Origin of the sequence: Acidisphaera sp. L21 (assembly GCF_009765685.1) — a bacterium.
In the GTDB taxonomy this organism is placed as follows: domain Bacteria; phylum Pseudomonadota; class Alphaproteobacteria; order Acetobacterales; family Acetobacteraceae; genus LMUY01.
On the sequence record NZ_LMUY01000008.1, the window covers coordinates 17,373 to 34,951 of the forward strand.

The following is a 17,579-nucleotide window of genomic DNA, read 5'->3' on the forward strand; positions in this document are numbered from 1 at the left end:
TTAGGTGCCATATTCCAAGGGTGCACGGTTACCGATCATGGACAACACCTCGCGCCGGGTCTCGGGATTGGTTCGAAACTCGCCAAGCATGCTGCTGGTCACCATCGCGACGCCGGGCTTGTGCACGCCGCGGGTCGTCATGCATTGATGGCCGGCTTCAATGACAACTGCGACCCCCTTCGGACGCAATACCTCGTTGATAGTATTGGCGATTTGAACGGTTAGCTTTTCTTGGATCTGCAAGCGCTTGCTGAACGCATCGACGACGCGGGCGAGTTTGCTGATACCCACCACCCGACGATCCGGCAGGTAGCCGACGTGAGCCTTACCGATAATGGGCACCATATGGTGCTCGCAATAGGATTCTAATCTTATGTCCCGCAGCAGGATGATTTCGTCATAGCCTTCGACCTCCTCGAACGTGCGTTCGAGAAGGGCATTTGGATCGACATCATACCCTGCAAATAGCTCGCGGTAGGAGCGTGCAACCCGGGCTGGTGTGTCGCGCAAACCCTCACGCGAGGGATCATCGCCCGCCCAACGCAGCAGGGTGCGCACAGCGGCCTCTGCCTCGGCTTGCGTGGGTTTCGGCGTGGGTGCGATGGTGTCCAAATCGGCCGATCCTGTGGTGCTTTGCGCATATCGAAATGGGCTTGCCGGGGCGCTCGGCTAGTGGAGCTGATGTCCGTTATGGGGGCAGTCCAGGCTAAACGGCGGGATAACGACGTCGAACGCCTCACCCGTTGTGGTAACCACCATGTGGTAGAGCCCTTGCATGAACCCAGTCGGCGTCTCCAGCGGCGTGCCAGAGGTGTATTCGAAGCTCTCGCCAGCCTCTAGCAAGGGCTGCTCGCCCACGACGCCGGGCCCTTCGACGTTGATCGTGCGGCCCCGGCCATCCGTGATCCGCCAGGTTCGGCGCATGAGCTGAACGGTCTCACTCCCCGAGTTATGGATGCGAACGTGGTAGGCCCAGACATAATGTCCGTCATCTGGTTCCGACTTGTCTTCGAGGTAGAAGGACTGCACCGCCACCACGATGGCGCGGGTTGTGGCGGTATACTCCTCGGTCATTACTCAGCCGCCTGACGACGCGGCGCGCTGCTGCCGATGGCAGCGATCCCGCGCGCCAGGTCCTCACAGATATCGGCCGAATCTTCCAACCCGACCGACAGTCGGATGACCCCATCGGTGATGCCGAGGCGCGCGCGCTCCTCCGCGCCAATCCGCATATGCGTCGTCGTCGCGGGATGGGTGGCCAGCGACTTCGAGTCACCAAGGTTGTTGCTGATCGCGATCAGGCGGAAGGCGTTCATGAACTCGAACGCAGCTGCCTTTCCGCCCTTCAACTCGAACGTGACGAGCGTGCCGCCATCGGACATCTGGGACATGGCCAACTCGTGCTGGGGATGGTCTTTCCTGGTGGGGTAAAGCACCCGCCCGATCTGCGATTGCTGCGACAGGAACTCGGCCACGATTGCTGCCCGTTGGCATCCAGCTTCGACCCGAAGAGCCAATGTTTCCAGGCCCTTCAGCAGCAACCAGGCGTTAAATGGCGACAGGCTGGGGCCGGTGTTGCGAATGAAGGGCTGCAGCGTCCCCTCGATCCACTCCTTGTTCCCAAGCACAGCGCCACCGAGCGCGCGGCCTTGGCCATCGATATGCTTTGTGCAGGAGTAGACGACGATGTCGGCGCCAAGGGTTAGCGGTTGCTGCAGCAGGGGCGTGGCAAACACGTTGTCGACGACGACGAGCGCACCGGCCGCGTGGGCCATCGCGCAAACCGCGCGTAGGTCGATCACGTCCAACATTGGGTTGGAGGGGCTTTCGACGAGAACCATCGTCGCCGGGCGCTCGAATGCTGCCCGCCACTGGCCTAAATCGTGGCCATCGACGAATTCCGTCTCGATGCCGTAGCGGGGCAGGAGGGTCGACACGATCCAGTGGCATGAGCCGAACAGCGCACGGGATGCGACGACGCGGTCGCCGGTCTTAAGGTGGCTCAGCATCGCGGCATGGATTGCAGCCATGCCTGTCGCCGTCACCCGGCACGCCTCTGCCCTTTCGACCGCGGCCAACCTGTCCTCCAACATGGTCACAGTTGGATTGCCGAAACGGGAATACTGATAGTGCGGCTTCGTGCCGTCGAAGGCGGCTTCGGCCTCCTCGGCACTGCTGTAAGTGAAGCCGGATGTAAGGAAGAGGGCTTCGCTGGTCTCCCCGAACGGGGTGCGTTGCAACCCGGCTTGCACCAGGCGAGTCGCAATCCGATGATCAGCGTTCATAGCAATGGCCTTTCCAGCGGTTCGGCTGCCGTCTGGCAGCGGGGCGAAACGAACCAGCCGTGGACGCCCGACGCCGACAGAGTTTGGCTGTCGAACGCGAGGCCTCTTTAGCGCGCTTATTTAGCCTCGCCGCAATCCGGCCGGACAAATCACGAGGGAAGCGTAGTTTATCTTTCACCGGTTGCGCCGTCAACGCGCAGTTTCTATAAGGGCGCGATGGCGCGAGCGCGGGTGTAGTTCAATGGTAGAACGGCAGCTTCCCAAGCTGCATACGAGGGTTCGATTCCCTCCACCCGCTCCATTCTCTCCGCTCCGGCCATCCGCCTTATTTCGGAGATGAGTGTTTCACGTGAAACACAGCGTGGGCGATACATTTCGCTGCTACGACGCTGGGGTGCCGCGCTCAACCTCACCGCCACCAACAGTGCTTCCGAGGTGGCACTGAACACCCTCATCGACGATTGCCTCTGCATCGTGCCGCACCTGCCACCCGGCCTGGATCGGCTGATTGACCTCGGGACCGGCCAGGGTTTTCCCGCAATTCCAATTGCAATCGAAACAGGGGTTGTCCTCGATCTTGTCGAAGCGGATCGCCGCAAGGCAGCCTTCCTGACCACGACCCTCGCCACGCTGGGCCTGCGTGGTCATGTGCATACGTCTCGGATCGAAGCCACGGCCCTACCACCGGCCGAATGCGTCACCGCACGTGCGTTGGCGCCGCTTTCGGCCCTGATCCCCTTGGCGCAGCCGTTCATCTCCGCGACCGGTTGCGGGCTATTTCTAAAGGGAGCGTCCGTCGAGGCCGAATTAGCACAGGTCGCCGCCCGATCTGGCTTGTTGATCGAGCGTCTTCCCACGGATCGCCCTCCCTCTTGTCTCGTCAAAGTGAGCGCCCTCCGCTAAGACGCTTGCGTGATCGACAACCAAACCACCACTTCTCCCCATATCATCGCGATCGCCAACCAGAAGGGAGGCGTTGGGAAAACTACCACTGCGCTCAACCTCGGCACCGCCCTCGCGCAGAGCGGCCTGCGGGTTTTGATTGTCGACTTGGACCCCCAGGGCAATGCCTCCACCGGGTTGGACATCCCGCGATCCGATCGCCAACCCGGCTGTTACAACAGCATCACCGGGCGGGCAGAGTTGGATGAGTGCATCCGCGCCACACAGGTCGAGGGATTATTCATCATCCCGGCCGAACCGGACCTCGCCGGGGCCGAAATTGAATTGGTGGACCAGCCGAACCGCGAGTTCTGCCTGCAGCGCGCGCTATCGCACGTGCAAGGCTTCCCCGTCATCATCATCGACTGCCCGCCCAGCCTGGGGCTACTCACGTTGAATGGCCTAGTCGCCGCCACGACTGTGCTAGTCCCCCTACAGTGTGAGTTTTTCGCCCTGGAGGGATTGAGCCAGCTAGCCCAGACCGTCGACCGTGTGCGAGGCTCGTTCAATCAGCGCGCCGTGATCGAGGGGATCGTCCTGACCATGTATGATCGGCGAAACAACCTATCTGAACTCGTCGCAGCTGATGCACGAAGCTTCTTCGGCCAGCGGGTCTACGAAACGGTCATCCCGCGCAGCGTTCGGGTGTCGGAGGCGCCAAGCCACGGCAAACCGGTGATGTTGTACGACCCGAGATCCGCCGGCGCCCTGGCTTATGGCAAGATGGCGCAGGAACTGAGCGATCGTTTTCACCTCCGCACGACAGCGAGGGCTGACGCATGAGGGATCCCAGCCCCCGTCTAGGCCGCGGCCTCGCCGCGCTGCTTGGCGATAGCCTGCAGCCCCCACCGCCATCGTCGATTGGCATGATGGATGTCCACACGCTGGAGCCGAGTCCATTTCAGCCACGTGGCGCAATTCGCGAGGACGATCTCAACGAACTCGCTGCGTCCATCCGGGCGCGAGGCGTTCTGCAACCCATTTTGGTGCGCCCGCACCCGGGCCGCCCCGGACAGTTCCAAATCATCGCTGGTGAGCGACGGTGGCGGGCAGCGCAACTCGCTGGCGTCACGTCCGTGCCGTGCTTCGTTCGCAACCTGGCCGATACCGATGCCAGCGCAGCCGCTTTGGTGGAGAACCTGCAGCGGAAGGATCTGAACCCGATTGAAGAAGCAGAGGGCTTCCGCCGCCTTGTCGAGGAATTTGGCCTGACGCAGGAGGAACTTGGCGTCGCTATTGGGAAATCCCGCAGCCACGTTGCCAATCTGATGCGTCTATTGGCCCTACCCGGCGACGTCATCGCCTTCGTTCGCGACGGCACCCTCAGCGCTGGCCATGCCCGTGCTGCCCTTGCCTGCGCGGACCCGGCGGCGGCGGCGGCACAGATGATTGCCCGTGGCCTCAACGTTCGCCAAGCTGAAGCACTGGCGACACCCAAATCACCCAAAAAGCCCGATGGCAGCGCCCACAGCAGCGCGCTGGCGCAAAGCACTGCCGACCTACGCGCTGTCGAGGCTGATCTTGCCGAGCAACTCGGCCTGCAAGTGGCAATTAGCTTCAACGGCAAAGGCGGTGCGGTCACCCTGCATTACCAAACCCTCGATCAACTCGACCACATCATCGCGAAACTCGGTCACCGCAGCCTCTAGCAGGCAGTAGGGCCAAACGCACCAAGCTGTGATCAATACAATGGTTTGAAGCAGCGACGATCCACTCCCTTGCCAAGCGAGCGAACCCCACGTCCGTACCTGGCCCAACGGGGAAGAATGACATAGAGCCGCGCCAAGACGCTCCTACCGGCCGCGGCCTCCGACACTCCGCGCCACGACGCCAAGCAGCCGCCCGGCAATCGCCAGATCGGGTGAGGCGGCGCGCTTACAGGCAATATCCGCCTCCCGAATAGCGCGGCCAAGGCCTTCCAGCCTGGCCGTTGACCAACGTTGCACCTCCTGCAGGAACGCAGGCATTTGGCGGGGATAGATCGGCGGCTGCAATGTGCGGCAAGCCTCTTCCGCCGAGCGCCCCTCATCCACCAGCAACCGGACCTTCAGGATGCGCTGCACTTGGCTCGCCAGCACCGCCAACACGCCGGGCCCGGTGGCGCCATCCCGCCCCAACTCCTCAAGCAGCGTGTCGCATAACACGACGCGGCCGGACAACGCTGCCGAAATAGCCGCGCTCAGCGTCGCATCTAGGCTGATGGAGCAGCAGGCCTGCGCCTCCTCCAGAGTGACGGTGCCAGACTGCGCTGCATAGAGCCGCAGCTTCTCCAGTTCGCCGCGCCGACGCGTCGAATCACCGGCTAATTCGGTCGTGAGGAACGCAAGCGCACTCGGCTCTACACTCAACCCGGCTTCCGACAACACGCGCTTGATCTCGGATGACACCGCCGCGCCAGTATCTGGGTAGCAGGCTATCGCCGCCCATTGCGGCTGCTTCTCCGCCATGACCCGCAGTTTGGAGCGCGGCGTCAGCGCACCAGTCTCCAGCACGATCAGCGTATCGGCCCGATACTTGGACAAGCCTTCGACGATTGCAGCCAGCCCGTCTGTCGCATCCTGCACCCGAACGACCCGGCGGCCGCCTGTGAGCGACAGGCTGGTCACCTCGTCCCGAAGACGCCCATGCTCGTCGCGCGTCAGCACCGCCGATCTGAATGGGTCGGAGACAGCGCCAATCACTGCAAGGGTGGCCGACATGGCGTGATCTCGAACGCGCCCGGTGTCTTCCCCGTATAGGAGGATCCCGATATAGGGCGCCGGGTCCTTCAAAACCCCCGCGATCTGATGGGAGGCTATCTTCACGACCTAGCTCGCGGGTGCGTGCCGGTTGAAATATGAGCCGAGTTGCAGCGTGATCTGGTCCGCCACCGACTCGGCCAGACGCTTCTGTGCCGTCTCCTGTGCCAGATCGGCCTCGAAATACTGCTGGTCGATGATGTTCACGCCATCAAGCGCACGGGCAGTGCCGCTGGTGACCAACGTATTGCCCGGGTCCAGCCGCTTCAGCGACCAGGTTGCCGACCCGGTCTCACGAATCCGGGTCGCCGTGGCATCCTGCTGAATGCCCACGATGTCTGTCGATACGCTGAAACTGACAGACAATTCGTAGGTCTTGGCCAACGCCTCGCCTGGGTCGTTTAGCCGCTGCTGCAACGCCTGACGCAGTAATTGGCCGTATCGCTCAGGAATGACACCGATATCGACCCTGCCCATTTCGTGCCGCGCTGGGCTGTTCTTGCCACGAACGGCGTAGACCGGCTGGAAACCGCAGCCAGACAGCGCCAGCCCAGCTGCGAGCAGCAAGCTGCGGCGTGCCAGCCGTGCCTGGGCGAAAGTGGTCACGCCTTCACCGCGAAGCTCACGATGCGTCCGGGCACGTAGATTTGCTTGACGATCGTCTTGCCTGCCAGCAGTCGCGCCACGTTCTCCTCCGCTGCCGCCGCTGCAAGCACCGTCTCCTCGGACGCGCCGACTGCCACCTCAATCGTCCCGCGGAGTTTGCCACCGACCTGCACGGCAATCGTTGCAGTAGTTTCCACCAGCAACGCCGGGTCTGCCACTGGCCAGGTCAAGTCAGGTGCGTTCCCCTGGGTGAGGTGCAATTGGGACAGGATCTCCGCCGCCAGATGCGGCATCATCGGCGCCATCAGTCGGGCAAACACGTCGAACGCCTGCCGAACCTCCGCCGCGCCGGCATCATCTGCCAGGGCAAGCCCGCGATTGGCGTCCGAAATTGCGTTCAGCAGTTCGTGCAGCCGCGCCACGGCGACATTGAACGCAAACTGGTCCAGCGCTATCGTCACACTCGCGATCGTCCGGTGCACGGCCCGGGTCAGCACGCCGGTTTTTGATGTTCCATGGTCCGGCCGCTCGGCAATCGCCTGCGCCAGGCGATACAGCCGTTGGGTAAAGCGGTGTGCGCCGGCGATGCCCGTTTCGGTCCACTCCATGTCCCGTTCGGGCGGATTGTCAGACAATACAAACCACCGCGCCGTGTCGGCACCGTAACGACCAATGATCTCCTGCGGGTCGATCGTGTTGCGCTTGGACTTCGACATCTTGTCGATGGCACTCACGTTCACTGGCCCGCCCGTGGCGATCTCGACTACGACGCCATCCGGCCGCCGCTCGATCTCGGTCGGATATAGCCAGCGCCCATCGGGTGCGCGGTAGCTCTCGTGCGTCACCATTCCCTGGGTAAACAACCCGGCAAATGGCTCATCCACGTCCACGATATCGGCGGCGTGCATCGCCCGGGTGAAGAAACGAGCATACAGCAGATGCAGGATGGCGTGGTCGATGCCGCCGACATACTGGTCGACCGGCATCCAATGTGCCGCGGCGGCGTTCGCCACTGGCTCGACCGCATTCGGGCTGCAGAACCGCGCGAAATACCACGAGCTATCGACGAAGGTGTCCAGCGTGTCGGTTTCGCGCTCTGCCCGGCCGCCGCAGGTCGGGCAGGCGACCACGCGCCACGCGTCGTGGCGATCCAGCGGATTGCCGGGCAGATCGAAGTCGACATCCTCCGGCAGCACCACCGGCAGTTCGGCCTCTGGCACCGGCACCACGCCACAGCTTGGGCAGTGCACCACCGGGATCGGGCAACCCCAGTAACGCTGCCGGCTCACCCCCCAGTCCCGCATGCGCCAGTTGGTCACGCCATTGCCCTGGCCGCCCTCGGTCAGGCGCTGGATGACGGTCTTCACCGCATCCGAACTGGACACGCCATCCAGGAAGCCGGAGTTGATCATTTCCCCCGGCCCGTCATACGCCTTCGTGTCGATCTGGAACGACGCCGCGTCCTCGCCTGGCGGCAGCACCACTGGCACGACGTCCAGGCCGTATTTCCGGGCAAAATCCAGGTCGCGCTGATCGCCGCACGGGCAGCCAAATATGGCGCCGGTGCCGTATTCCATCAGCACGAAATTGGCGATCCAGACCGGGACGACGCGGCCATCGAACGGGTGGCGCACCTTGAACCCGGTGTCGTAACCACGCTTCTCCGCACCTTCGATCGCTGCCTCGCTGGTGCCCAACGCGCGGCACTCGGCGACGAACGCCGCGGCAGCCGGGTCGGCGGCGGTCGCGGCGGCGGCCAGCGGATGCTCGGGCGCAACCGCCAGAAACGACATGCCGAACAGCGTGTCTGGCCGGGTCGTGTAGACCTCTACATTGCCGATTTCACCCACTGGATCCGCCAGGGCAAAACGCACCCGGGCACCCTCGCTGCGACCGATCCATTTGGACTGCATGGCACGGACCCGGTCCGGCCAACGGTCCAGCCCGGGCAGCGCCTCCAGCAACTCGGGCGCGAATTTGGTGATGCGGAAGAACCACTGCGCCAGTTGACGCTTCTCGACCGGCGCGCCGGACCGCCAGCCGCGGCCGTCAACCACCTGCTCGTTGGCCAGCACGGTCTCGTCCACCGGGTCCCAGTTGACCCAGCTTAGCCGACGGTCGACCAGACCCATGCGCATGAAGGACAGGAACAGCTTCTGCTGCTGGCCGTAATAGGAGGGGTCGCAGGTCGCGAACTCGCGCGTCCAGTCGATCGACAGCCCCATGCGCTGCAATTCGGCCCGCATGGCGTCGATATTGCGCCAGGTCCATTCGGCCGGATGCACCTTGCGCTCGCGCGCCGCATTCTCCGCGGGCAGGCCGAACGCGTCCCAGCCCATCGGGTGCAGCACGTTGTAGCCGGTCGCCCGCTTATACCGCGCCACCACATCGCCCAGTGTGTAGTTGCGGACGTGCCCCATGTGGATGTTCCCGCTGGGATAGGGGAACATCTCCAGCACGTAGTATTTCGGCTTGCCATCCGTCGGCACGTCTTCGACCCGGAACGCGCCGGTGTCATCCCACAGGCGCTGCCACCGGGCTTCGATGGCGGCAAAATCATAGGCCACCGTGCGATCTACGGTGGACGATGGTGTCTGGTCTTGCATGTATGGCTCACACCCATGGGGGCATGGCGGCAGGCTTCACTGGCTGGCGGTCTGCGCCCTCAGCTCGCGCGCCCGCGCCAGCACCTTGTTCTCGATCTCGCCGGTGGTGGTCTGGCTCACCGATGCGTCCACCCACTGGCCATTTTGTTGCACTTGGCGGAAAATCGACACCCGAATACCATCGGCGCGCAATTGGCGGCCCAAAATATAGGCCGTTGCCTTGAAACGCTCGCCACCCGCGGTCGGGGGCTGATACCAGTCGGTGATGATCACTCCGCCGAACGGGTCGGCCGACGCGAGCGGCATGAAGGCCAGCGTGTCCAACGCCCCACGCCACAGATACGCGTTCACGCCCAGTGCGGCGCCGTCCTGGCTGCCAGACGTACCGGCGCCCTTGCCAATGCCGAACACCAGGCCCTGATCGCCGCCCATCTTTCCACGATCGCCCTTGGTGCGGTAGTCCTGATACTCGTTATCCGCCACTGGCCGCGCAGCCGGTCCGCTTCCGCAAGCAGCAGCAGCGAGGGGCAGCAGGAGTGGAAGAAGCCGGAGATGACGCCGAGTAAACATGGACCGCCTGCAAGGAAATGCCGCGCAACTGCGACGACCCTGTCTACAGGGAGTTACCCGTAGCGCCAAGGACTTCAATCCGTCCGCCCAAACGAAAAAGGGGCGGCAGATTGCTCTGCCGCCCCCTCTCGATACTAGTAGGCCAGACTTACCAGGCGAACGAAGTGCCGATCGACAGCACCTGAGCGCTCAGCTTGTTGTTGGCGTTGTTGTTGATGGTCGTGAAGCCGGAGGCAGCGCTGGCGTTACCGACCAGGTTGACGCCGTTCTGACGACGCTCATCCCACAGGTAGGACAGGAACAGCGACACGCCGGGAGCCAGCGTGTAGGTGCCGCCTGCGGACACACCGTGTTCACGAAGCTGACGACCCTGAAGCACCGCGGAGGCGTTCTGGCTGACGTTGTTCTCGTCCATGTAAGACGCACCAACGATGACCGGCCCGATCGTGTAGGTGGCGCCGACGATGAACGCGTCAGACTGCTTCGCACCCTCGGGAGCCAGGCCGTAACCGGCGCCGGTGTAGTGACCGCGCTGGTAGTTACCCTGGAGGCCGAAGCCGCCGTAGGTCAAAGCCAAGCCGAAGTCCATGATGCCGAGGTCGTCGTAGCGGATGGACGGCGCGGAAACGCCGGCATACTGCACACGACCCGAGCCAACCCAAGACCCCGTGGCTGCAACGCCGATCGGGCCGAACGTGCCACGATAGCGGGCTTCCGCTTCGTAGGTGTTCCGGCGACGTGCGGTCTCACCGATGATGCTGGTGGAGCTCAGCGTATCGCAGCCAGCGGATGCAACGCCGGTCCCGGTGACGATCGTGGTGCCGCCGTTGTTGGCGAAACCACCGCAGTCGGCGTTCGTGTAGTTGCCGTTCGAGGTGCTCGGCTCATACGACAAGCCGATATCGACGCCGTAGAACTGCGGCGACAGGTAGACGGCCTTGGTGGTGGTGTATTCGCCGCTGGTGTCAGCCCACGGCCAGGTGATCACGTTGGCGCCCGGCAGGAAGTCCGGAGCGTCGCCGTTCCAGTTACCGTCGTTGAAGTTTTCGGACGTGCCGGTCAGCATCAGCGAGGTCGGGCCGTCAGCCGAACCGAGGCGCAGGGTGCCAAACTTGTCGGTGCCGATGTAGCCCCACTGGCGACGGATATACAGGTCGTTGCGTTCGCGGTCGGCCGAGTTGATCGAGCCTGCAACGCCACCACCGGAAAGGGCCGCATTCTCGGTCCGGATTTCGATGGACGCGCCATACTTCAAGCCGTTGGCGGCAACGCCGTCAAAGCCAGGATACAGACGAGCATAGTCCACGAACCCGTAGTTCGAGATCTTGTTGCTGCCCTGGTTCGCGGTCCCGCCGCTGGTAAGAGCCGTCGCCGTGTTGTTCGTCACCGCACGAGACGCACCTTCGCTGGTGATGCCGGCATAGAAGCGGAAACGGCCGTTCAGGCGAACGGTGACGGTGCCGGGCGTGGGAAAGCCCTGGCCGTCGGAGTCATCCACGACTTGAGCGCTGGCATACGATGCCACCGCCATCGAGGCGCCCAGTGCGGCCACAGTGGCCAGCAGGAGCTTGCGCATTAAAACCTCCTCATATCGCCGGACAGTTCCGGCATCAGTTGCAGGCCCCGCCCCGTTTCCGCACACACTCCGTTCCAGCAGGGAAAGCGGAGCCACTTGGAAGGGCGGGGGCAGCCAGACCTGTCCAGAGTATTGCGGCGGTGTTCACTTTCTCGCAATCGCTACCACGAGTACGCCATGGCATTTGCGAAACACTGTGCCCACAACGACACAGCAGGCGCCGGGCGCGCTGTCCTGGACTCTGGTATTGAAGATTTACGCTCGCCCCATGCGACAAACCTGGAGTTTTCTTGCGATGAGTGAATCCGCTGCGCTGCGTGACCGCCTGGAACACGTTCGCGAGACCGTCGCATCCGCCGCCTTAGCGGCCGGCCGGCGCCCCGAAGACGTCACGCTGGTCGCAGTGTCCAAAACGCATGGGGCGGAGGCCGTGCTGACAGTATTGGGCGCCGGGCAGCTCGTCTTCGGCGAAAACCGGGTGCAGGAGGCCGCAGGGAAGTTTCCGGGGTTGCGGCCGAAACACCCAGATCTGTCGCTGCACCTGATCGGCCCACTGCAGACCAATAAGGTGCGTGAGGCGCTGGCAGTCGCCGACGTCATCGAAACGCTTGACCGGCCCCGGCTGGCCGACGCACTCGCCGCTGCCTTGGGCCGGGGCGACACGCTGCCGCAATTGCTGGTCCAGGTGAATGTGGGGGAGGAGCCGCAGAAGGCCGGTATCGCCCCAGCCGATGCCGACGGCTTCATCCAAGACTGCCAGGCCCGCTTCGGCGACCGGCTGACCGGTTTGATGTGCATCCCCCCGGCCGAGGGTGACCCGGCACGCCATTTCGCCTGGCTGGCCGATCGCGCCGCACGGCACGGTTTAGCAGTCGTTTCGATGGGAATGTCGGGCGATTACGCCACTGCCATCCGCCACGGAGCCACCCATGTACGTGTCGGTACTGCCATCTTCGGCAGCCGCCCGGCGCTTGCCGCCGCAACCTGACGGGTCCCAACTTGAAACATCGTGAAACGTCAGGCTTATCTCGGCATAGTATGGGTGCAGAGCACTGACGCAGGGCACGGGCAGCGGCACATCCGTGCCGGGTCGCGCCAAGTTTCGGCCCGAACGGAGTCGATGAATGAGTGTGGTTGCCAGTGCCCACGGGGGTGTCCGTGCCCCCGTCCGAGCCAGTGCGTTATTGGCCGTCCTCGGAATTGTCTACGGCGACATCGGGACCAGTCCGCTCTACGCGTTCAAGGCGAGCCTGGACCATTTCACCTCCGAAGGTGTGGCGGAATTCGAGATCCTGGGCATCCTGTCCCTGATCTTCTGGGCGCTGATCATCGTCGTGACGCTGAAATACGTCGTGCTGGTGATGCGGGCGGACAACCGCGGCGAGGGCGGGATCCTGGCGCTGATGGCGCTGGCGCAGCGCGCGACCTCCGATGGGCGGGGCCGGGCGGTGTTGACCATCATCGGCATCATCGGCGCGTGCCTGTTCTTCGGTGACGGCATCATCACGCCCGCTGTCTCCGTGCTGTCCGCGGTCGAGGGGCTGGAGGTCTCGGCCCCCAATTTACAACCCTATGTAGTACCCATCGCCTGCGCGGTGATCATGGGGCTGTTCGCCGTCCAATATCGCGGCACTGGCAAGGTTGGCCGCATCTTCGGCCCGGTCATGGCGGTGTGGTTCGCCGTGCTCGGCCTGATGGGCCTGTATCAGATCGTGCAGCAGCCGCATGTGCTGGCCGCCTTGTCGCCGCACCACCTGGTGCTGTTCTGCATTCGCCATGGCTGGCTCGCCTTCGTGGCGCTGGGTTCGGTCGTGCTGGCCGTCACCGGGGCGGAGGCGCTGTACGCCGATATGGGGCATTTCGGCGCCGCGCCGATCCGCCGGGCCTGGATGTGGTTCGTACTGCCCTGTCTGGTGTTGAACTATTTCGGCCAGGGCGCGCTCATTCTCGAACACCCCAGCGCCATCGCCAACCCGTTCTTCCTGATGGCGACGCCCAACATGCGCCTGCCGCTGGTGGTGCTGGCCACGGCGGCGACCGTCATCGCCAGCCAGGCCTTGATCTCGGGCGCCTATTCCATTGCCCGGCAATGCATGCAGATGAATTTCCTGCCGCGCATGACGGTGACCCACACCAGCATCACCGAGGAGGGGCAGATCTACGTGCCCCAGGTCAATACCGCGCTGTTCCTGGGCGTCATCCTGCTGGTGCTGGCCTTCCGCAGCAGCGACGCGCTTACCGCCGCCTACGGCATCGCCGTCACCGGCACCTTTATATGCACCTGTATCTTGGCCGCCTTCGCCTTCCGCCGCCGCTTCGGCTGGTCGCGCCCGGCGGCCGTTGCAGTGTTCGGTGGCTTCTTCCTGGTCGACGCGGTGTTCTTCGCCGCCAACTTGCTGAAAGTGCCGGAGGGCGGCTGGGTCCCACTGGTGATCGGCCTGTTCCTGATGGCGCTCATGACGTCGTGGAAGCGCGGCCGCGACCTGATGCTGGCCCGGTGGAAGCAGGACAGCCTGCCGCTCGCCTCGTTCCTGAAGCGCCTGCCGCAATCGCGCACCCTGCGCGTGCCGGGCATGGCGGTGTTCCTGACAGGGACGCCCGACTACGTCCCCGCCGCCCTGTTGCACAACCTGAAGCACAACAAGGTGCTGCATGAGAAGGTGCTGTTCGTCACCGTCACCAACCTGGACGAGCCGGAAGTGCCGGCGGAACGCCGGACCGAGGTGACGGAGCTGGCGTCGGGCATCCACCGCGTCATCTTGCGGTACGGCTTTATGGAAAGCCCAAATATCCCGCGGGCGCTGGAGGATCTGCGGCACCTCGGCGTGGATTACGACCCAATGCAGGTCAGCTACTTCCTGGGGCGCGAGGTGCTGGTACGTGCCTTGGTGCCGAAGCTGCCGATGTGGCGGCTCTGGCTGTTCCTGGTGATGGTGCGCAACGCCGTCCCCGCCACGGTGTTCTTCCGCATCCCGAGCGACCGGGTCGTGGAGCTTGGCGTGCGGGTGGCCATCTGACCGCGCGCGACGGCAACGCCGGAATAGTTCGGGCGTTGACGCAGCGCGATGGCGGCGGGGGATACCGATGGTGAACGTGACGATGGTGCTGGCCCAGGGCCCGGGCTTTCCGGAGGGCAACCTTGAAGACCGCATGCATCTGCACGTCCGGCTCACCGCACAGGGCCACCTGGACTCGGCAGCCTGGGAAGCCGGCACCACGCCCTGGATGACGTCGCGGGAACGGCCGGACCACCCGACCCGCACCGGTGAACTGGTGAAGATCGAGGAAGGTTGGGCCCTGCGCCATTTGGGCAGCGAAGACGACCCGCTCTACAGCTTCTCCGCCCAAATCGTGCGACCGGGGGAGATCGTGCAGATCCGACGGCTCGATGGCGACGAGATGCTGTATCGCATCGTGGCCGTCGAACCGGCGTGACGGCTGCCGAGACCTACTGCGTAATCTTCAGGGCGATGATTTGCTGCCCGATGCTGGTGAACGCCGCATCGATGTCGCTGCCTGTGGTGGTATTGTAATAGTGCGACGTATCGCTGGCGCAGCTCTTCAGCAGCGTCTCCGCGTCCGAGCCGGACGCGGCCTGGAACGCGATAGTGAAGATAATCACCCCGGCAGTCTTCATCGCCGAACATATCTTGAGCGTCCGGGTGTCCATCGCATCGGCAACGAGCGAGCTGGCACTGTTGCTCGCGGCGGAGTTTCCGGTGGGGGTGGATGAGGAGGCTGGCATAGCGATGCCCAACCGGTTGGCCGAGAGCCGGCCATAGGAATTGTAGTAACCGTCCGTCTGCTTGCACTCCGGCACCACCGTGTAGGATCGGCAGTTCAGGTTCTGGCTCGTCTGCTCGTTACCGTCCCACTCATTATTGCCGTCCGTCATCAGGATGACGATCTTCTGGTTGGCGATCGTGTTGTAGGCAAGCGGCCGGGGTAGCCCGGTGGAGTTGTTCCCCAACCCCCAATAGCTCTGCCAAATTGGGCTCAGTGTGAACCAGGCCCATTGCAGCCCCTGCGACACGACGGTGCTGCCGCCGCTGGCGGCGATCAACGCGTTGATCGAGTTCTTCACCGTCGCCTTGCTGGCGGTCAAAGGTAGGACGGCGTTGGTCGAACAACCAAGGTTCGGCCCTATGGGAAGGCCGCTCCATGCGCTGGTCGTGCTGACGCCATTGCCGGTATCCGTGGCAGCGCCGACGTACCAGTCATTGTCGCCGTGATAATAGTCGGTCTTGCTGGTGGTGTCCGTGTTCAAGACAGTGTTGTAGGTGGACGCCCAATATAGCTGGTTGAACTTGGCGGTGCCGGGGTTGTCTTCGGTGATGTCGTAATTCCCGGTCCGGGCCTCCACGCAGCCGCGCCAGGCCTGGGCGGTCCAGCTCCCATTGGTGTTGGCCCAGGCAGCATGGGTCGTGCCCATATTGACCGAGCCGCGGAACGGCACCACCGCAACGGACAGATTGGGCGCCGTGTCGGCGCTGCCATACACGACGTCCAGCATGTCGCTGGCAGCGGTCTGCAGCGCGGCCTCTTTCGTGGTTCCGCTGCCGGAGGCGCTCAGCATCGACCCGGTGATGTCCAGCGCCAGCGCAATCTCGTAGCCTGTGCCCTTCGCCGCGATGGACGTCGCAGTCGGCGCGAAGCTGGTGAACCCGGCCAGCGTCATCAACGACATGGCCAGGGTTGCCTGGGCGGTCACCTGCACATGCGCGCTGTCCACCTGCTTGACCACCGCGCCAGCACTGGTCGACCCCATGTAGCCGGTGCCCGAGGCCGCGGTGCCGCTGCTGAAATTGACCCAGAACATCGCCTTGGTGTCGGCGAGCTGGTTGGTCGCGCCGATTTCGTAGGCGCCCACCAGAGCTGCCGCGTCCACGGCCTCCTGCAACCGGGTCTGCAACAGCCATAGCCTTGTGGCATCGAGCCCGAGCCCCACGACCAGCATCATCGGGACCAAGGACAGCCCGACCAACATGGCCACGCTGCCGCGGCGATCTATAACAAGCTTGCGCATCAGCTGGACGGCCTCGTTCCGGATGTCAGGGTCGGTAGCCCGCCGGTTCGCGGCATGGCGACGGTGTAGACGGCAACGGTAGATGACCCGGCTCCGCCCATGATCGAGGCGCTGAACACATACGCCGCCTGGGTTGTCGTCATCTCCGTCACGATGACCGACAGGCCGCTCGGCGGGACGTAGCCGCCAGGCATCACCGGGGCGGCGGTCGTGGTGTAGGCGCTCGCGGCGCAACTGCCGCTTTTCCACTGCCAGCTCACCTTCGGCGTGCCAGTGGAATTGTCGATGCCGGTGACGGCCATGCTGCCGGTGTTACAGGTCAGCGCGCCGCTGCTGAGCGTAGCCTGGGCAATGGGTAGGAAGACGCTGGTGAAATCGCTGGTGTAGAAATTCTTGTATTGGGTGATGACCTGGCTGACGCCGGCGACGCTGCGCTGCATCTGCATCCAGGTCCGCATCCATAGGACCACATCCGTCCCAGCCAGCATCAGCGTCAGCATCAGCGGCGCAACCATCGCGAATTCCAGCGCGGCGACCCCCCGCCGGCCCAGCCAGGGCCGCCTCACCCAGCCCCGGCCGAACCAGCGGCCGCCCAGCAGGGGGCGTCCGCTAGAACGGCTCATTCTGCACCACCACGGTTGCCGTATGGGTGAGGTAGGTCGTGCCCAGAATCGCGGCCGGGAAGCCGGTGATGAAATAGGCCTTATACGAATAGGTGTAGACGACGAAGTTCGAAGACGCTCCCGTCGTCGTGGCCTTGGTTCCGCTGGATGCAAAGGCCGCTGGCGTCAGGTAGCTGGCCATCGTCACGGTTAGCTGCGTTGGATCGATGAGTCCGCTGGTGATCGAGGTGGCGGTGCTGAGGATGGTGCTGTCCCGCGAGCCATCCGCACTACCCTGGCCAGTGATCCCGTAGCGGCTACCGGCGCCGACGCCGATATTCAGCGCCATATCGATGGTCAGCTGATATCCAAGCTCGAGAGTCAGCATCAGCATCAGCATGAAAGCCGGGCCAATAATCGCCATTTCGACCGTGGTTGTCCCGCGGCGGCCAAGCTTCGGAATGGATGGCAGGTAGCGAATGGTCCCGGATGTCCTAGGTTGAAGTGGCCTTTGCTCAGCCGCGCACCCACCATGGTGACGACTTCGCCGAAGCCCCTCTTCGACCGTGCGAGAGCAGCCCGACGCGCCAGCCTATGCCGTATAAGCCCTAAGATTTCGTTGCGCCCG

17 protein-coding genes, 1 tRNA gene and 1 riboswitch are annotated in these 17,579 nt (G+C 63.8%); of the genes, 7 read left to right on the top strand and 11 right to left on the bottom strand.

Annotation, left to right across the window (positions count from 1 at the left end):
- The 3 genes from folE to metZ are packed head-to-tail and all read right to left on the bottom strand — an operon-like array spanning position 1 to position 2,285.
- Entirely contained in the window at positions 1–612 is a 612-nt protein-coding gene (gene folE / locus GSQ76_RS01605; RefSeq protein ID WP_158742168.1) for a GTP cyclohydrolase I FolE, read from the bottom strand.
- 57 nt (positions 613–669) lie between these two features.
- Positions 670–1,074 carry a Co2+/Mg2+ efflux protein ApaG gene (gene apaG, locus GSQ76_RS01610; RefSeq protein WP_158742169.1) on the bottom strand — a complete coding sequence of 135 codons (405 nt, stop codon included), beginning with the start codon at positions 1,072–1,074 and terminating at the stop codon, positions 670–672.
- Complete coding sequence (gene metZ, locus GSQ76_RS01615; RefSeq protein ID WP_158742170.1) at positions 1,074–2,285, bottom strand: O-succinylhomoserine sulfhydrylase; 1,212 nt, start codon at positions 2,283–2,285, stop codon at positions 1,074–1,076. The genes apaG and metZ overlap by 1 nt, the downstream gene beginning before the upstream one ends.
- A gap of 86 nt (positions 2,286–2,371) precedes the next feature.
- A riboswitch (SAM riboswitch) is annotated at positions 2,372–2,451 on the bottom strand.
- Between the two features lie 61 nt (positions 2,452–2,512).
- Here metZ and GSQ76_RS01620 point away from each other — a divergent pair.
- The 4 genes from GSQ76_RS01620 to GSQ76_RS01635 all read left to right on the top strand — a co-directional run bounded on the left by GSQ76_RS01620 (position 2,513) and on the right by GSQ76_RS01635 (position 4,876).
- Positions 2,513–2,586, top strand: a tRNA-Gly gene (locus GSQ76_RS01620).
- A 35-nt stretch (positions 2,587–2,621) separates the two neighbouring features.
- On the top strand, positions 2,622–3,188 hold the full coding sequence (locus tag GSQ76_RS32535; RefSeq protein WP_158742171.1) for an RsmG family class I SAM-dependent methyltransferase: 567 nt from the start codon (positions 2,622–2,624) through the stop codon (positions 3,186–3,188).
- A gap of 9 nt (positions 3,189–3,197) precedes the next feature.
- Positions 3,198–4,010, top strand: coding sequence for a ParA family protein (locus tag GSQ76_RS01630; protein WP_158742172.1), 813 nt, complete (start codon positions 3,198–3,200; stop codon positions 4,008–4,010).
- On the top strand, positions 4,007–4,876 hold the full coding sequence (locus GSQ76_RS01635) for a ParB/RepB/Spo0J family partition protein (protein ID WP_158742173.1): 870 nt from the start codon (positions 4,007–4,009) through the stop codon (positions 4,874–4,876). The genes GSQ76_RS01630 and GSQ76_RS01635 overlap by 4 nt, the downstream gene beginning before the upstream one ends.
- Before the next feature lie 144 nt (positions 4,877–5,020).
- Here GSQ76_RS01635 and holA read toward each other — a convergent pair whose 3' ends face one another.
- From holA to GSQ76_RS01660, 5 genes are all read right to left on the bottom strand, one after another.
- A complete protein-coding gene (holA, locus tag GSQ76_RS01640; RefSeq protein ID WP_158742174.1) occupies positions 5,021–6,031 on the bottom strand; it encodes a DNA polymerase III subunit delta in 1,011 nt (336 codons plus the stop codon).
- Between the two features lie 3 nt (positions 6,032–6,034).
- Positions 6,035–6,571, bottom strand: coding sequence for an LPS assembly lipoprotein LptE (lptE, locus tag GSQ76_RS01645; RefSeq protein WP_158742175.1), 537 nt, complete (start codon positions 6,569–6,571; stop codon positions 6,035–6,037).
- Positions 6,568–9,177, bottom strand: a complete 2,610-nt coding sequence (gene leuS / locus GSQ76_RS01650) for a leucine--tRNA ligase (protein WP_158742176.1) — start codon at positions 9,175–9,177, stop codon at positions 6,568–6,570. The genes lptE and leuS overlap by 4 nt, the downstream gene beginning before the upstream one ends.
- A 36-nt stretch (positions 9,178–9,213) precedes the next feature.
- On the bottom strand, positions 9,214–9,660 hold the full coding sequence (locus GSQ76_RS01655) for a DUF3576 domain-containing protein (protein WP_408836153.1): 447 nt from the start codon (positions 9,658–9,660) through the stop codon (positions 9,214–9,216).
- Between the two features lie 235 nt (positions 9,661–9,895).
- Positions 9,896–11,323, bottom strand: a complete 1,428-nt coding sequence (locus GSQ76_RS01660; RefSeq protein ID WP_158742178.1) for a porin — start codon at positions 11,321–11,323, stop codon at positions 9,896–9,898.
- Positions 11,324–11,618: 295 nt separating this feature from the next.
- Between GSQ76_RS01660 and GSQ76_RS01665 the strand changes: the two genes are divergently transcribed.
- From GSQ76_RS01665 to GSQ76_RS01675, 3 genes are all read left to right on the top strand, one after another.
- Positions 11,619–12,311 (top strand): YggS family pyridoxal phosphate-dependent enzyme, encoded by a 693-nt coding sequence (locus GSQ76_RS01665; protein ID WP_158742179.1) that lies wholly within the window; start codon positions 11,619–11,621, stop codon positions 12,309–12,311.
- 136 nt (positions 12,312–12,447) lie between these two features.
- Positions 12,448–14,340 (top strand): potassium transporter Kup, encoded by a 1,893-nt coding sequence (locus GSQ76_RS01670; RefSeq protein WP_158742180.1) that lies wholly within the window; start codon positions 12,448–12,450, stop codon positions 14,338–14,340.
- Between the two features lie 67 nt (positions 14,341–14,407).
- Positions 14,408–14,758 carry a hypothetical protein gene (locus tag GSQ76_RS01675; protein WP_158742181.1) on the top strand — a complete coding sequence of 117 codons (351 nt, stop codon included), beginning with the start codon at positions 14,408–14,410 and terminating at the stop codon, positions 14,756–14,758.
- A gap of 13 nt (positions 14,759–14,771) precedes the next feature.
- Here the strand turns inward: GSQ76_RS01675 and GSQ76_RS01680 are convergent, their stop codons facing one another.
- From GSQ76_RS01680 to GSQ76_RS01690, 3 genes are read right to left on the bottom strand one after another with little or no spacing between them, the layout of a single operon-like run.
- Complete coding sequence (locus tag GSQ76_RS01680) at positions 14,772–16,349, bottom strand: TadE/TadG family type IV pilus assembly protein (RefSeq protein WP_158742182.1); 1,578 nt, start codon at positions 16,347–16,349, stop codon at positions 14,772–14,774.
- Positions 16,349–16,972, bottom strand: a complete 624-nt coding sequence (locus GSQ76_RS01685; protein ID WP_158742183.1) for a TadE/TadG family type IV pilus assembly protein — start codon at positions 16,970–16,972, stop codon at positions 16,349–16,351. Before GSQ76_RS01685 ends, GSQ76_RS01680 begins: the two co-directional genes overlap by 1 nt.
- Positions 16,959–17,432 carry a TadE/TadG family type IV pilus assembly protein gene (locus GSQ76_RS01690; RefSeq protein WP_335904874.1) on the bottom strand — a complete coding sequence of 158 codons (474 nt, stop codon included), beginning with the start codon at positions 17,430–17,432 and terminating at the stop codon, positions 16,959–16,961. Before GSQ76_RS01690 ends, GSQ76_RS01685 begins: the two co-directional genes overlap by 14 nt.
- Between the last annotated feature and the right edge of the window lie 147 nt (positions 17,433–17,579).

Coding starts and splice junctions, on each gene's coding strand:
- apaG (WP_158742169.1), bottom strand. CDS start 1,074: ATGACCGAGGAGTATACCGCCACAACCCGCGCCATCGTGGTGGCGGTG.
- metZ (WP_158742170.1), bottom strand. CDS start 2,285: ATGAACGCTGATCATCGGATTGCGACTCGCCTGGTGCAAGCCGGGTTG.
- GSQ76_RS32535 (WP_158742171.1), top strand. CDS start 2,622: ATGAGTGTTTCACGTGAAACACAGCGTGGGCGATACATTTCGCTGCTA.
- GSQ76_RS01635 (WP_158742173.1), top strand. CDS start 4,007: ATGAGGGATCCCAGCCCCCGTCTAGGCCGCGGCCTCGCCGCGCTGCTT.
- leuS (WP_158742176.1), bottom strand. CDS start 9,177: ATGCAAGACCAGACACCATCGTCCACCGTAGATCGCACGGTGGCCTAT.
- GSQ76_RS01660 (WP_158742178.1), bottom strand. CDS start 11,323: ATGCGCAAGCTCCTGCTGGCCACTGTGGCCGCACTGGGCGCCTCGATG.
- GSQ76_RS01665 (WP_158742179.1), top strand. CDS start 11,619: ATGAGTGAATCCGCTGCGCTGCGTGACCGCCTGGAACACGTTCGCGAG.
- GSQ76_RS01670 (WP_158742180.1), top strand. CDS start 12,448: ATGAGTGTGGTTGCCAGTGCCCACGGGGGTGTCCGTGCCCCCGTCCGA.
- GSQ76_RS01675 (WP_158742181.1), top strand. CDS start 14,408: ATGGTGAACGTGACGATGGTGCTGGCCCAGGGCCCGGGCTTTCCGGAG.
- GSQ76_RS01680 (WP_158742182.1), bottom strand. CDS start 16,349: ATGCGCAAGCTTGTTATAGATCGCCGCGGCAGCGTGGCCATGTTGGTC.
- GSQ76_RS01685 (WP_158742183.1), bottom strand. CDS start 16,972: ATGAGCCGTTCTAGCGGACGCCCCCTGCTGGGCGGCCGCTGGTTCGGC.